The sequence below is a fragment of the Streptomyces sp. NPDC015130 genome (genome assembly GCF_043080005.1).
Classification (GTDB): Bacteria; Actinomycetota; Actinomycetes; order Streptomycetales; family Streptomycetaceae; genus Streptomyces.
Genome location: NZ_JBIBVC010000002.1, coordinates 56,285 through 70,321 on the forward strand (window position 1 = coordinate 56,285; position 14,037 = coordinate 70,321).

General features: G+C 71.3%; 12 protein-coding genes. 5 read left to right on the plus strand and 7 right to left on the minus strand.

Annotation, left to right across the window (positions count from 1 at the left end; translation table 11 throughout):
* Positions 1-40: 40 nt before the first annotated feature.
* From ACF08F_RS03625 to ACF08F_RS03635, 3 genes are all read right to left on the minus strand, one after another.
* Positions 41-1,165: an amidohydrolase gene (locus ACF08F_RS03625; protein WP_392296854.1), complete on the minus strand. Its 1,125-nt coding sequence runs from the start codon at positions 1,163-1,165 to the stop codon at positions 41-43.
* A 70-nt stretch (positions 1,166-1,235) separates the two neighbouring features.
* Positions 1,236-1,556, minus strand: coding sequence for a hypothetical protein (locus ACF08F_RS03630; RefSeq protein ID WP_392296855.1), 321 nt, complete (start codon positions 1,554-1,556; stop codon positions 1,236-1,238).
* A gap of 198 nt (positions 1,557-1,754) precedes the next feature.
* Positions 1,755-2,702: a heme o synthase gene (locus ACF08F_RS03635; protein ID WP_141298425.1), complete on the minus strand. Its 948-nt coding sequence runs from the start codon at positions 2,700-2,702 to the stop codon at positions 1,755-1,757.
* Between the two features lie 314 nt (positions 2,703-3,016).
* Between ACF08F_RS03635 and tkt the strand changes: the two genes are divergently transcribed.
* From tkt to pgl, 5 genes are read left to right on the plus strand one after another with little or no spacing between them, the layout of a single operon-like run.
* Positions 3,017-5,104, plus strand: coding sequence for a transketolase (gene tkt / locus ACF08F_RS03640; protein WP_392296856.1), 2,088 nt, complete (start codon positions 3,017-3,019; stop codon positions 5,102-5,104).
* Between the two features lie 36 nt (positions 5,105-5,140).
* Complete coding sequence (tal, locus tag ACF08F_RS03645) at positions 5,141-6,259, plus strand: transaldolase (RefSeq protein ID WP_392296857.1); 1,119 nt, start codon at positions 5,141-5,143, stop codon at positions 6,257-6,259.
* 5 nt (positions 6,260-6,264) lie between these two features.
* Entirely contained in the window at positions 6,265-7,797 is a 1,533-nt protein-coding gene (gene zwf, locus ACF08F_RS03650) for a glucose-6-phosphate dehydrogenase (RefSeq protein WP_392296858.1), read from the plus strand.
* Positions 7,794-8,858 carry a glucose-6-phosphate dehydrogenase assembly protein OpcA gene (opcA, locus tag ACF08F_RS03655; RefSeq protein ID WP_392296859.1) on the plus strand — a complete coding sequence of 355 codons (1,065 nt, stop codon included), beginning with the start codon at positions 7,794-7,796 and terminating at the stop codon, positions 8,856-8,858. Before zwf ends, opcA begins: the two co-directional genes overlap by 4 nt.
* Complete coding sequence (pgl, locus tag ACF08F_RS03660) at positions 8,855-9,637, plus strand: 6-phosphogluconolactonase (RefSeq protein WP_392296860.1); 783 nt, start codon at positions 8,855-8,857, stop codon at positions 9,635-9,637. Before opcA ends, pgl begins: the two co-directional genes overlap by 4 nt.
* Before the next feature lie 40 nt (positions 9,638-9,677).
* Here pgl and ACF08F_RS03665 read toward each other — a convergent pair whose 3' ends face one another.
* The 4 genes from ACF08F_RS03665 to ACF08F_RS03680 all read right to left on the minus strand — a co-directional run bounded on the left by ACF08F_RS03665 (position 9,678) and on the right by ACF08F_RS03680 (position 14,016).
* The gene (locus ACF08F_RS03665; RefSeq protein ID WP_392297315.1) at positions 9,678-11,168 is read right to left on the minus strand and encodes a PH domain-containing protein; all 1,491 of its coding nucleotides are present in this window, start codon (positions 11,166-11,168) and stop codon (positions 9,678-9,680) included.
* Between the two features lie 125 nt (positions 11,169-11,293).
* Positions 11,294-11,794 carry a PH domain-containing protein gene (locus tag ACF08F_RS03670; protein ID WP_392296861.1) on the minus strand — a complete coding sequence of 167 codons (501 nt, stop codon included), beginning with the start codon at positions 11,792-11,794 and terminating at the stop codon, positions 11,294-11,296.
* Between the two features lie 4 nt (positions 11,795-11,798).
* Positions 11,799-13,472, minus strand: coding sequence for a glucose-6-phosphate isomerase (gene pgi / locus ACF08F_RS03675; protein WP_392296862.1), 1,674 nt, complete (start codon positions 13,470-13,472; stop codon positions 11,799-11,801).
* A gap of 208 nt (positions 13,473-13,680) precedes the next feature.
* Positions 13,681-14,016, minus strand: a complete 336-nt coding sequence (locus tag ACF08F_RS03680; protein ID WP_071891222.1) for an RNA polymerase-binding protein RbpA — start codon at positions 14,014-14,016, stop codon at positions 13,681-13,683.
* Positions 14,017-14,037 lie beyond the last annotated feature (21 nt).

Below are 14,037 nucleotides of genomic sequence, written 5' to 3' on the forward strand. Positions count from 1 at the left end.
CTGTCTTCTCCCCCATGATCGTTTCCATCTGCTGCGCACGCTACCAAGCGGGACTGACAGCGGGTCCCAGGCGGTACACACGGCGGGCGTTCCCCGCCGCGATCATCGTGGCGACCCGCCGGGCGTCCGCGGCCGACCAGGCGCCGTCCACCACCCACTCCCCCAGCACCCGGGTGAGCGCCGAGCGGAAGACGCCCGCCGCGACCACGTGGAGCTCGGGCAGTCCGTGGGCGCCGCTGGAGAACAGCAGCTTGCCGAACGGCGCCGATTCCAGGACCTCGGCGAGGACGGCCGCCGCCCGGGCCCCGGTGTGCGCGAGGGCCGGTCCCAGGTCCGCGTACACGTGCGGGTGGACGACGGTCAGGCGGGCCGCCGCGCGGTGGTGGGGGTAGGCGTGCAGGAGGACGAGGTCGGTGCCGAGTCCGGCGGTGGCGGTGGCGAAGGCGCCGAGGACGGCCGGGTCCAGGTCCCGTGCGTGGAGCTGGAGCGGGCGTCCGGCGGTGACGGCGATCCAGAGGAGGTGCCGCAGCAGGACGGGGTCGGTGAGCGGCCCGCCCGCCGGGCGTCCGGCCAGCCAGCGTCCGGCGGCCCCGCGCACCTCCCCCGGTCCCGGTGGCTCGGTCGCCGTCGCGAGGCCTCGGTGAACGCCTTCCACCGAGGTGAAGGCCACGGCGTGTACGGCGGCGCCGTGGACGGCCTCGGCGAGGTTGGCGAGGAAGGCGTCGACGGTGCCCGAGGTGTCGGCGACCTGTTCGGCGAGGGGTTCGAGGCGGACGATCTCGTGGGCCTCGGCGTCGGCCGTGGCGGCGATCTCGGCCGGCCGGGTCAGATCGCCGGCGGGCCCGGTGTCCACGAGGAACGTGGAGATCCCGGAGGCCCTGAGCAGCCGTCGGCCCGCCTCGACGACGCCGAGCTCACGACGGCGGGCGAGGTAGCGGGCGGGCGGGCAGTGCGGTTCGAGGCCGAGGAGCGGCGGGCACCAGCGCCGTACCGCGAAACCGGTCTGTGTGTCGAAGAAGGTGGTCCCGGCGGCGGGCAGCCCGGAGGGACCGCCTCGCCGGTCGCCGAGGTGCGCGCCGAGGTGCGTCTCGAAGGTGCCCAGGCCGAGCTCCGTACGGAGCACTCCGTGGCAGTACTGGTCCACCAGGCTGGGCGTGTCGATCATCTCGGGGGGCTCCCTGTGCGGCCGTGTCTCCACACGTCCTAACGGGTGAGCCCCGCGCGAGGTTGTTGCCTCAGCTGTTGGAGGGGCCGCCGATCTGGATACCGGCCATCCGGCTCCACTCGTACGGGCCGGTGACGACCTTGGCGGCGAACTCGCCGTCGAACTCCTCGTGGAGCGTGAGGCCGGCCTTCTCGGCGGCCTGCTTCGCGATCTCGTAGGTCGGCGCGACGAGGTCGCCCCAGCCGCCGTCGGTGCCGACGAGGACGATCCGGGTGCCCGCCTGACCGATGTGCGCGAGGTGTCCCTCGGTGCCGCCGTGCTCCTTGGAGAAGGCCTTGATCTCCTTGGCGAGCCGGGCCGCCTTGCGCTCTTCCTGCTTCGTTTCTGCCATGAAAATGATGCTACCGAGGGGTAGATCTACTGGCGACGGCCGGGTCACGTGGCCTATCCCACGTGACCCGGCCGTCGGCCGAGCGAATCATCTGAGCGGAATCCGCCTCCGGAGGGGTCCTAGGCCCTGTCGTCGAACTCCCGCCTGCCGCCGCAGGGCCCGCCCTTCGGGCGGACGACGGGAGTTCGACGACAGGACCTAGCGGAGGAAGGGGTCCACCGCGACCGCCACGAAGAGCAGCGAGACGTAGGTGATGGACCAGTGGAAGAGGCGCATCTCCTTGAGCTTCGCGCCGGTCGCGCCCGCCTTCGCGCGGTTGAGCAGCCCGTGCGCCTCCCACAGCCACCAGCCGCCGGTGAGCAGCGCCACGGCCGTGTAGAACCAGCCGGTGTAGCCGAGCGGGGTCAGCAGCAGCGAGACGGCGACCATCACCCAGCTGTAGGCGACGATCTGCTTGGCCACGACCTTGTTGGAGGCGAGGACCGGGAGCATCGGCACGCCGGCGCGGGCGTAGTCCTCCTTGACCTTCATCGACAGCGGCCAGTAGTGCGGCGGCGTCCAGAAGAAGATGACGAGGAAGAGGATGATCGCGGCCCACGACATCGAGTTGGTGACGGCCGACCAGCCGATGAGCACCGGCAGGCAGCCGGCGATGCCGCCCCAGACGATGTTCTGCGCGGTCCGCCGCTTGAGGATCATCGTGTAGACGACCACGTAGAAGAGGAGCGCGCCGAGCGAGAGCGCGGCGGAGAGCCAGTTGACCAGCAGGCCGAACCACATCGTGGAGATCACCGCGAGGCTGAGGCCGAAGACGAGGCCCTCACGCGGTGTGAGCACACCGGTGACCAGCGGACGCTGCGAGGTCCGGTCCATCAGCGCGTCGATGTCGCGGTCGATGTACATGTTCAGCGCGTTGGCGCCGCCCGCCGACAGGTAGCCGCCGAAGCAGGTGGCGAGCACCAGCCACAGGTTCGGCACGCCCTGTTCGGCGAGGAACATCACCGGAACGGTCGTGATGAGCAGCAGTTCGATGATCCGCGGCTTGGTCAGCGCCACGTATGCCTTGACGCGGGCCCCGAACGGCCGATGGCCCCCCGGGCTGGGAGTCAAGACGACCCCTGCGGGTCGGGACTCGACGGCCGTCACGCACACCCCTGACAGAGAAATTCCCAGCAAGCTTCCCGTATGAAGACGGGGTGAAGCTTGCGCGTACCACGCCACTGTAGACGTTGCCCAGACGCCGATCTTCGCGGGGGTGGGGTCGTGTTGGAGGGGTGTGTCCCAAGGCGTGGACACCGCTCGGGAGGCGAACTCACACGGCCACCGGCAGTCTTGCTCTGTCCGCTCATATGAGGGGCCCGCACACGAAAAGAGGGGGCTTCTTCGGGGGTAGGCTCGACACCGCCGGTACACCCTCAGTCACCGGCTTCAGAACATGTGGAGAGGAGCCCTGACCCAGGGTGAGCACTAAGCCGACCACCACAGACCTCGAGTGGACCGAATTGGACCAGCGGGCCGTCGACACCGCCCGCATCCTGGCCGCGGACGCCGTACAGAAGGTCGGCAACGGCCATCCTGGTACGGCGATGAGCCTGGCGCCCGCCGCGTACACCCTCTTCCAGAAGGTGATGCGGCACGACCCGGCCGACCCCGAGTGGGTCGGGCGCGACCGGTTCGTCCTCTCCGCCGGCCACTCGTCCCTGACCCTCTACACCCAGCTGTACCTGGGTGGCTTCGGTCTTGAGCTGGACGACCTGAAGGCCTTCCGCACCTGGGGCTCCAAGACCCCCGGTCACCCGGAGTACGGCCACACGGCCGCCGTCGAGACGACCACGGGTCCGCTGGGCCAGGGTGTCGCCAACGCCGTGGGCATGGCGATGGCCGCCCGCTACGAGCGCGGTCTGTTCGACCCGGAGGCGGCCCCCGGCACCTCCCCGTTCGACCACCGCATCTACGCGATCGCCGGCGACGGCTGCCTCCAGGAGGGCATCTCCGCCGAGGCGTCCTCGCTCGCCGGCCACCAGAAGCTCGGCAACCTGATCCTGCTGTGGGACGACAACCACATCTCGATCGAGGGCGACACCGAGACCGCCGTGTCCGAGGACACGATGAAGCGGTACGAGGCGTACGGCTGGCACGTCCAGCGCGTCGAGCCGAAGTCCAACGGCGACCTGGACCCGGCCGCGCTGTACGCGGCGGTCCGTGCCGCCGAGGCGGAGACCGAGCGCCCGTCGTTCATCGCGATGCGCTCGATCATCGCCTGGCCCGCCCCGAACGCGCAGAACACCGAGGCCTCGCACGGCTCGGCGCTCGGCGACGAGGAGATCGCGGCCACCAAGCGCGTCCTGGGCTTCGACCCGGAGCAGACCTTCGAGGTCTCCGACGAGGTCATCGCGCACACCCGCGCGCTGGGCGACCGGGGCCGTGAGGACCGCGCCGCCTGGGAGAAGTCGCTCGCCGAGTGGCGTACGGCCAACCCGGAGCGCGCCGCCGAGTTCGACCGCATCCAGGCGAACGAGCTGCCGGCCGGCTGGGAGGAGAAGCTCCCCGTCTTCGAGCCCGGCAAGGGCGTCGCGACGCGCGCGGCCTCGGGCAAGGTCCTGCAGGCGCTCGGCGCGGTCATCCCGGAGCTGTGGGGCGGCTCGGCCGACCTGGCCGGCTCGAACAACACGACGATCGACAAGACCTCGTCGTTCCTGCCCGAGGGCAACCCGCTGCCGGAGGCCGACAAGTACGGCCGCACGATCCACTTCGGCATCCGCGAGCACTCGATGGCCGCGGAGATGAACGGCATCGCGCTGCACGGCAACACGCGGATCTACGGCGGCACCTTCCTGGTGTTCTCCGACTACATGCGCAACGCCGTGCGTCTGTCGGCCCTGATGCACCTGCCGGTGACGTACGTCTGGACGCACGACTCGATCGGTCTGGGCGAGGACGGCCCGACCCACCAGCCGGTGGAGCACCTCGCCTCGCTGCGCGCGATCCCGGGCCTGAACGTGGTCCGTCCCGCCGACGCCAACGAGACGGCGATCGCCTGGCGCGAGATCATGAAGCGGCACACCAAGGTCTTCGGCAAGGGCGCCCCGCACGGTCTCGCCCTCACCCGCCAGGGTGTGCCGACGTACGCGCCGAACGAGGACGCGGCCAAGGGCGGCTACGTGCTCTTCGAGGCCGAGGGCGGCGCCGCCGAACTCGTGCTGATCGCGACCGGCTCCGAGGTGCACCTGGCCGTCGAGGCCCGCGAGCAGCTCCAGGCCGCGGGTGTCCCGACCCGGGTGGTCTCGATGCCGTCCGTCGAGTGGTTCGAGGAGCAGGACCAGGCGTACAAGGACTCCGTCCTGCCGCCGTCGGTCAAGGCCCGTGTCGCGGTCGAGGCCGGCATCGGTCTCACCTGGCACCGGTACGTCGGGGACGCCGGCCGGATCGTCTCGCTGGAGCACTTCGGTGCCTCGGCCGACGCGAAGGTCCTCTTCCGCGAGTTCGGGTTCACGCCGGAGGCGGTCGTCGCCGCCGCGCGGGAATCTCTCGACGCCGCCGCGCGCTGACGCCCATACGTACGACTTAATGGAGATGCAACTCTCATGACAGACGCTCTCAAGCGCCTCTCCGACGAAGGCGTCGCGATCTGGCTGGACGACCTCTCGCGCAAGCGGATCACGTCCGGCAACCTGGCCGAGCTCATCGACCAGAGCCACGTGGTCGGTGTGACCACGAACCCGTCGATCTTCCAGAAGGCCATCTCCTCGGGTGACGGTTACGAGCAGCAGCTCGCCGATCTCGCCGCCCGCAAGGTGACGGTCGACGAGGCCATCCGCATGATCACGACGGCGGACGTCCGCGACGCCGCCGACATCCTGCGGCCGGTCTTCGAGGCGACCGACGGCCAGGACGGCCGGGTCTCCATCGAGGTCGACCCCCGTCTCGCCCACGAGACGGTCGCCACCGTCGCCGAGGCCAAGCAGCTGGCCTGGCTGGTGGACCGCCCCAACACCCTGATCAAGATTCCGGCCACCAAGGCGGGTCTGCCGGCGATCACCGAGGTCATCGGCCTCGGCATCAGCGTCAACGTGACGCTGATCTTCTCGCTGGAGCGCTACCGCGCGGTCATGGACGCCTACCTGGCGGGTCTCGAGAAGGCCCGCGAGCGCGGCCTGGACCTCTCGAAGATCCACTCCGTGGCGTCCTTCTTCGTGTCCCGTGTGGACTCGGAGATCGACAAGCGCCTGGACGGCATCGGCACCGACGAGGCCAAGGCGCTCAAGGGCAAGGCCGCTCTGGCCAACGCCCGCCTGGCCTACGAGGCGTACGAGGAGGTCTTCTCCTCCGACCGCTGGACCGCCCTGGACAAGGCGCAGGCCAACAAGCAGCGTCCGCTGTGGGCCTCGACCGGCGTCAAGGACCCGGCGTACAAGGACACCCTGTACGTCGTGGACCTGGTCGCCCCCGGCACGGTCAACACCATGCCGGAGGCGACGCTGGAGGCCACCGCCGACCACGGCGAGGTCGCCGGTGACACCGTGCGCGGCACGTACGACCAGTCCCGCGCGGAGCTGGCGGCCATCGCGGAGCTGGGCATCAGCTACGACGAGGTCGTGCAGCTCCTGGAGGACGAGGGCGTCGACAAGTTCGAGGCGTCCTGGAACGACCTGCTCAAGTCCACCGAGGCGGAGCTCTCGCGCCTCGCACCTTCGGAGGCGTAAGCACTTTGAGCGCAGTCCACGGAGCCAACCCGCTCCGTGACGCCGCAGACCGACGGCTCCCGCGTATCGCGGGGCCGTCGGGTCTGGTGATCTTCGGCGTCACGGGCGATTTGTCCCGTAAGAAGCTGATGCCTGCCGTCTACGACCTGGCCAACCGCGGCCTGCTGCCGCCGGGCTTCTCGCTCATCGGCTTCGCCCGCCGCGAGTGGCAGGACGAGGACTTCGCGCAGGAGGTCTACGAGGCCGTCAAGCAGCACGCGCGCACCCCGTTCCGCGAGGAGGTGTGGCAGCAGCTGATCCAGGGCATGCGGTTCGTCCAGGGCGACTTCGACGACGACGAGGCCTTCGAGAAGCTGAAGTCCACCGTCGAGGAGCTGGACAAGGCGCAGGGCACCGGCGGCAACTTCGCCTTCTACCTCTCCGTGCCGCCCAAGTTCTTCCCGCTGGTCGTCCAGCAGCTGAAGAAGCACGGTCTGGCCGACCAGAAGAACGGCTCCTGGCGCCGCGCGGTCATCGAGAAGCCCTTCGGCCACGACCTGGTCTCCGCCAAGGAGCTCAACGAGGTCGTCCACGACGTCTTCCCGCCCGAGGCCGTCTTCCGGATCGACCACTACCTCGGCAAGGAGACCGTCCAGAACATCCTGGCGCTCCGCTTCGCCAACACCCTCTTCGAGCCGATCTGGAACCGGTCCTTCGTCGACCACGTGCAGATCACCATGGCCGAGGACATCGGCATCGGCGGCCGGGCCGGGTACTACGACGGCATCGGCGCGGCCCGTGACGTCATCCAGAACCACCTGCTCCAGCTGCTCGCGCTGACCGCGATGGAGGAGCCCGCCTCCTTCGACGCCGACGCGCTCGCCGCCGAGAAGACCAAGGTCCTCGGCGCGGTGAAGCTGCCGAAGGACCTGGGCGCGTCCACGGTCCGCGGCCAGTACGCGGCCGGGTGGCAGGGCGGCGCGAAGGCCGTCGGCTACCTGGAGGAAGACGGCATCGACCCCCGGTCGAAGACCGACACCTACGCGGCGATCAAGCTGGAGATCGACAACCGCCGCTGGGCGGGCGTCCCCTTCTACCTGCGCACCGGCAAGCGTCTGGGCCGTCGCGTCACGGAGATCGCGGTCGTCTTCCAGCGCGCCCCGCACTCCATCTTCGACCACACGGCGACCGAGGAACTCGGGCGCAACGCCATCGTGATCCGGGTCCAGCCCGACGAGGGCGTGACGATGCGGTTCGGCTCCAAGGTGCCCGGCACCCAGATGGAGATCCGGGACGTGTCCATGGACTTCGCGTACGGCGAGTCCTTCACGGAGTCCAGCCCCGAGGCGTACGAGCGGCTCATCCTCGACGTCCTGCTCGGCGACTCGAACCTCTTCCCGCGCGTCGAGGAGGTCGAGCTGTCCTGGAAGATCCTCGACCCGATCGAGCAGTTCTGGGACAAGCACGGCAAGCCCGCGCAGTACCAGTCCGGGACCTGGGGTCCGGTCGAGGCGGACGAGATGCTCGCACGAGACGGACGGAGCTGGCGCCGGCCATGAAGACCGACCTGACGGACACCACGTCCTCCAAGATCAACAAGGCGCTGGTGCTCGGGCGGCGGGCGATCGGCACGCCGGCCGTCGGCATGGTGCTCACCCTCGTCATCGTCACCGACGAGGAGAACGCCTACGACGCCCTGAAGGCGGCCAACGACGCGTCCCGCGAGCACCCCTCGCGGACGCTCGTCGTGATCAAGCGGGTCTCGCGCTCCCCGCGGGACCGCGCCCAGGCGCGGCTCGACGCCGAGGTCCGCCTCGGCGCCGACGCCAGCACCGGCGAAACGGTTGTCCTCCGGCTGTACGGCGAGGTCGTCGACCACGCCCAGTCGGTGGTGCTGCCGCTGCTCCTCCCGGACGCGCCCGTCGTCGTCTGGTGGCCGGTGAACGCGCCGACCGACCCGGCGAACGACCCGCTGGGCGCGCTCGCCCAGCGCCGGGTCACCGACACGTACGCCGCCGAGCAGCCCATCCAGGAGCTGACGGCGCGGGCGGAGACGTACACCCCGGGCGACACGGACCTCTCGTGGACCCGGATCACCCCGTGGCGCTCGATGCTGGCCGCCGCGCTCGACCAGGTCGCGTGCGAGGTCACCTCGGCCGAGGTCGAGGGCGAGGAGTTCAACCCGAGCGTCGAGCTGCTCGCGATGTGGCTGGCCGAGCGGCTGAAGGTGCCGGTGCGGCGCGCGAGGTCGACGGGGCCCGGTCTCACCTCCGTACGGATGGAGACCAGCTCCGGGCCGATCGTGCTGGACCGGCCCGACGGCTCGCTCGCGACGCTCTCCATCCAGGGGCAGCCGGACCGCGGCGTGGCGCTCAAGCGCCGCGAGACGGCCGAGCTGATCGCGGAGGAGCTGCGCCGGCTCGACCCGGACGACACCTACGCGACGGCGCTCAAGTTCGGTCTCGAACGGCTCGACGAGGAGGCGGCGATCATCGCTCCCGAGCCCGTCGCCGCCGAGCCGGCCGCGCCCGAGGCGGTCGCGGTCGTGGAGTCGGCCCCCGCGCCGGCCCCGGCCAAGCCCGCCGCGAAGAAGGCCCCGGCGAAGAAGGCGGCCAAGTGAGCACCCCTCAGCTGGTCGTGCACCGTGACAAGGAGCTGATGGCGCAGGCCGCCGCGGCCCGGCTGATCACGAAGATCGTCGACGCGCAGGCCGCCCGCGGCTCCGCCTCGGTGGTGCTGACCGGCGGACGCAACGGCAACGGTCTGCTGGCGGCGCTGGGCACGGCGCCCGCGCGGGACGCGATCGACTGGTCGCGGCTCGACCTGTGGTGGGGCGACGAGCGCTTCCTGCCTTCAGGAGATCCCGAGCGGAACGTCACCCAGGCCCGTGAGGCGCTGCTCGACCGGGTGCCTCTCGACCCGGCGCGGGTGCACGCCATGCCGGCCTCGGACGGTCCCCACGGCCCCGATGTCGACGCCGCCGCCGCCGCGTACGCGGAGGAGCTGGCCGCCGCCGCGGGTCCCGGTGACCATGCCGGGGTGCCGACCTTCGACGTGCTGATGCTCGGCGTCGGCCCGGACACGCACGTGGCCTCGCTCTTCCCCGAGCTGCCGGCGGTCCGTGAGACCGAGCGGACGGTGGTCGGCGTGCACGGCGCTCCCAAGCCGCCGCCGCTCCGGGTCTCCCTGACGCTTCCGGCGATCAGGGCGGCCAAGGAGGTCTGGCTGCTCGCGGCCGGCGAGGACAAGGCGAAGGCCGCGGCGATCGCGCTGTCGGGCGCGGGCGAGGTGCAGGCCCCGGCGGCGGGCGCCTACGGCCGCTCGCGCACCCTGTGGCTGCTCGACGCGGCGGCCGCCTCGGAGCTGCCGCGGAGCCTGTACCCGCCGGCTTCCGCCTGACGAGGCCCGCTTGCTCGACCGCACGCCCCGGAGGCCCGGTTCACTTCTCGGTGGACCGGGCCTCCGGCGTCGGTACGGGCTCGACGAAGGGCGCGAGGAGGTCGGGTACGGCCTCGACCGCGAAGGTCAGGCCCTGGCTCTCGCCCGCGTCGTAGATGTCGTACGCGCCGGCGCCGGCCGCCGTCGTCGCGGTCAGCGTCAGGACGCCCGCGCGGCGCTGGAAGTACGACTGCTTGACGGTCCAGCCGATGACGCCGGAGCGCTGGAGGGCGACCGTGGCGCGCCGGACCGTGCCTGAACGGGTGACCAGATAGTCGCCGCTGACTCCGTGTCCGAGACCGCGGTACGCGTCGAGGGCGAGGAGCACGGCGAGCGGGGTGAGGACCACGGCACAGCCCGCCGCCACGTACAGCAGGACCGGGGTGAGGAGCAGCCCGAGGCCGGCGAGGAGCACGACTGGGACGGCCGCGGACCACAGGGCCCAGCGCAGCCGACGGGTACGGGCGGCGCGGGGGTGGGCGGCGAGCGGCGTCCCGGTGGGCGGCTCCGGCTCGCCCAGGACCTGGGCGGCGACGCGGTCGGCGAGCTGCCGGGGCACGGCCGGCACCAGGGTCTTGAGGTCGGTGTGCTTGTCCCCGTCGTCCTCGGCGAGGCCGGTGGCGACGGCGTCGACGCGGGCGGCCCCGGCCAGGCGCACCCCGAGCGGCTCGACGACCTCGATCCCGCGCAGCCGGCGCTCCTCGATGGAGACCGAGCGGGCCGTGAGGAGGCCGCGGCGGACGTGCAGGGTGCCGCCGGGCTCGCGCTCCAGGCGGTAGTTCCACCACATCTCCACCCAGAGCCCGAGGGAGGCGGCGGCGCCGACGACGACGGCGATGAGGACGAGGTCGACGATCATCCAGGCGAGGGAGACGTCCCGGAAGCGGTCCCCTATCCAGTCGATGACCTCGGCCTGGGCGCCGAACCACTCGCTGACCTGCATGACGGATCCGGCGGCCGCGCCGCCGAGGGCCGGGGCGACGAAGGAGAGCGGCGCGTAGCGGATCCATCGCGGGTCGACGGTGGCGAGGGTGCCCTCGTCGGTGAGGCCGTCGGGGCCGGTGGCGGCGCGGGCGAGGAGTTCCTGGCGGAGCAGCTCGCCCTCGGCGCGGGTGACCAGGTCGAGTTCGAGCGTGGACTCGCTGCCGCCGGTGCTCTCGCCGGTGCCGATGCGGACCTTGACGAGGCCGAGGAGGCGCTGGAGGGGGTTGGCGGTGAGGTCGACGCTGCGGATGCGCTCGCGGGCCAGGGAGCGGCGCTTTATCAGGAGGAGCCCGGTGTGGAGTTCGACCCGCTCGGGGCCGATCCGGTAGCGGGTGCGGCGCCAGCGGACGTAGTCGGCGGCGGTGCCGCCGAGGACGAGGAGGAGCGCCCCGGCGAGGACCCAGGAGAGGGCCTGCCACAGCGGCCTGGAGCCGGCGAGGCCGACGGCCGTGGGCAGTCCGGCGCCGCCGGCCACGCCGCACAGGACGGCGGCGGTGGCCAGGAGCATACGCAGGTCGAGGCGGCGCCACTCCTCCCCGGGTCCGGCCGGGCGCGGCCGGCCGGCGACACCTATCTCGCCGTCGGCCGCGCCCGCTGCGCCGGGGGGCCCGTCCTGCCCGGGGCCGGCCCCGGTCACGTGGCGTCCCCGGGGGTGGCCTGGGTGAGGGCCGTGAGCCGCTCGCCGAGTTCGGCGGCGAGTTCGTGGTCGAGGCCCTCGATCCGGAGGGCGCCCTTCGAGGAGGCGGTGGTCACCGTGACCGTGCCGAGCCGGAAGAGCTGCTCCAGCGGGCCACGGACGGTGTCGACCGTCTGGATCCGGGACATCGGGGCGATCCGCCACTCCTTCCAGAGGGCCCCGGTGCGGACGTAGACGGCCTCGTCGGTGACCTCCCAGCGGTGCACCCGGTACCACCAGGAGGGGAAGAACGCGGTGCAGCCGAGGCCGAGGGCCGCGACGGTCCCGGCCGAGAGCAGCAGCCAGAACCGGGCGGGCCCGATGAGCGCGCCGAGGACGGCGAGGATCACCACCGGCACGGCGGTGGTCACCAGGAGCTGGCTGCGCCACCAGGCGACGGCCCGCTCGTCCACGGCGTTCCTGGGCGGCCGCAGCCGCACCGCGTTCTCCCCCGTCATGCGATCAGCCCCGGTCGCGCAGGGCGCGGTAGGCGGAGACGAGCCCGGCGGTCGAACTGTCGAGCTGCTCGCCGCCCTTGACCCCGTCGGCGTCCGTCAGGACCGGCTCGATCTTCTTGGCGAGGACCTTGCCCAGTTCGACGCCCCACTGGTCGAAGGAGTCGATGTTCCAGATCGCGCCCTGGACGAAGACCTTGTGCTCGTAGAGCGCGATCAGCTGGCCGAGGACGGACGGGGTGAGCTCGTCGGCGAGGATCGTGGTGGTCGGGTGGTTGCCCTGGAAGGTCTTGTGCGGGACGAGCTCCTCGGGGACGCCCTCGGCACGGACCTCCTCGGGCGTCTTGCCGAAGGCGAGTGCCTGGGTCTGGGCGAAGAAGTTGGCCATCAGCAGGTCGTGCTGGGCGACGAGGCCGGGGAGCAGGTCGGCGACGGGCCGGGCGAAGCCGATGAAGTCGGCAGGGATGACCTTGGTGCCCTGGTGGATCAACTGGTAGTAGGCGTGCTGCCCGTTGGTGCCGGGGGTGCCCCAGACGACCGGGCCGGTCTGCCAGTCGACCGGGTTGCCCTCGCGGTCCACCGACTTGCCGTTGGACTCCATGTCGAGCTGCTGGAGGTAGGCGGTGAACTTGGACAGGTAGTGGGAGTACGGCAGGACGGCGTGCGACTGGGCGTCGAAGAACGCACCGTACCAGACGCCGAGCAGGCCGAGGAGCAGCGGTGCGTTCTCCTCGGGCGGGGCCGTGCGGAAGTGCTCGTCGACGAGGTGGAAGCCGTCGAGCATCTCGCGGAAGCGGTCCGGGCCGATGGCGACCATCAGGGAGAGGCCGATGGCGGAGTCGTAGGAGTAGCGGCCGCCGACCCAGTCCCAGAACTCGAACATGTTCGTGGTGTCGATGCCGAACTCCTCGACCTTCTCTGCGTTGGTCGAGAGGGCCACGAAGTGCTTGGCGACGGCCTCCTGGCCGGCCCCGAGGTTGCTGAGGAGCCAGTCGCGGGCGGAGGTGGCGTTGGTGATCGTCTCGATGGTGGTGAAGGTCTTCGAGGCGATGACGAAGAGGGTCTCGGCCGGGTCGAGGTCGCGGACGGCCTCGTGGAGGTCGGCGCCGTCCACGTTGGAGACGAAACGCAGCGTCAGGTCCCGCTGGGTGAAGGAGCGCAGGACCTCGTAGGCCATGGCGGGGCCGAGGTCGGAGCCGCCGATGCCGATGTTCACGATGTTCTTGACGGGCTTGCCGGTGTGGCCGATCCACTCGCCCGCCCGGACCTTCTCGGAGAAGGCGGCCATCTTGTCGAGGACGGCGTGGACGCCGGGGACGACGTTCTCCCCGTCGACGTCGATCACGGCCTCGCGCGGGGCGCGCAGGGCGGTGTGGAGGACCGCGCGGTCCTCGGTGGTGTTGATCTTCTCGCCGCGGAACATGGCGTCGCGGAGCTCGGCCACGCCGGTGGCGGCGGCGAGTTCGCGCAGCAGGGTCAGCGTCTCGTCGGTGACGAGGTGCTTGGAGTAGTCCAGGTAGAGGTCGCCGACCCGCAGGGTGTGGTCGGTGCCGCGGGCCGGGTCCGCGGCGAACAGCTCGCGCAGGTGGGTGTCGCCCAGCTGCTCACGGTGCTTGCCGAGGGCGGCCCACTCGGGCAGCCGGTTCAGCCTGGTGCGGCCTTCGTTCTTCATCTCGGACATCGCCCACTTCTTCTCGTATGTCTGCCCCGCTGCCCCTCCAACCTAATTGATCAGAGGGGCGGACGACGCTACGGCGAGCGCGAACAGCGCCGCCGCCACGAAGGTGGGTGTGTGCGGTCCCCGGCCGGCGGTGCGGAGACGGCGAACGGGCCTTGTCCGCGAACCTGGTTCGCGGGCAAGGCCCGTTCGTCACATCGTCACACCACGCTCAGATCTCGCCGCGCAGTTTGGCCAGCGCCTCGGCGAGGATCGCCTCGCCGTCCGCGTCGCTGCGCCGCTCCCGCACATAGGCGAGGTGGGTCTTGTACGGCTCCGTGCGCGGCGGGTCCGGCGGGTTGTCCCGGTCCTGACCGGCCGGGAAGCCGCACCGTGGGCAGTCCCACGTCTCCGGGATCGCCGCGTCACTCGCGAAGCTCGGCTGCGTCTCGTGCCCGTTCGAGCACCAGAAGGAGATGCGGGCGCGCGGCGCCGATTCGCCCCGCTCGGCCTCGCCCATCGGCCCCGCTCCGACCCGGCTTCCCCGGATCGCGTTGCCACTTGCCACGGTCGTAACTCCCTGCGTGAT

Excerpts from the sequence above, each read along its gene's own strand:
- ACF08F_RS03625 (WP_392296854.1), bottom strand. The coding sequence starts at position 1,165 with ATGATCGACACGCCCAGCCTGGTGGACCAGTACTGCCACGGAGTGCTC.
- ACF08F_RS03630 (WP_392296855.1), bottom strand. The coding sequence starts at position 1,556 with ATGGCAGAAACGAAGCAGGAAGAGCGCAAGGCGGCCCGGCTCGCCAAG.
- tal (WP_392296857.1), top strand. The coding sequence starts at position 5,141 with ATGACAGACGCTCTCAAGCGCCTCTCCGACGAAGGCGTCGCGATCTGG.
- opcA (WP_392296859.1), top strand. The coding sequence starts at position 7,794 with ATGAAGACCGACCTGACGGACACCACGTCCTCCAAGATCAACAAGGCG.
- ACF08F_RS03665 (WP_392297315.1), bottom strand. The coding sequence starts at position 11,168 with ATGCTCCTGGCCACCGCCGCCGTCCTGTGCGGCGTGGCCGGCGGCGCC.
- ACF08F_RS03670 (WP_392296861.1), bottom strand. The coding sequence starts at position 11,794 with ATGACGGGGGAGAACGCGGTGCGGCTGCGGCCGCCCAGGAACGCCGTG.
- pgi (WP_392296862.1), bottom strand. The coding sequence starts at position 13,472 with ATGTCCGAGATGAAGAACGAAGGCCGCACCAGGCTGAACCGGCTGCCC.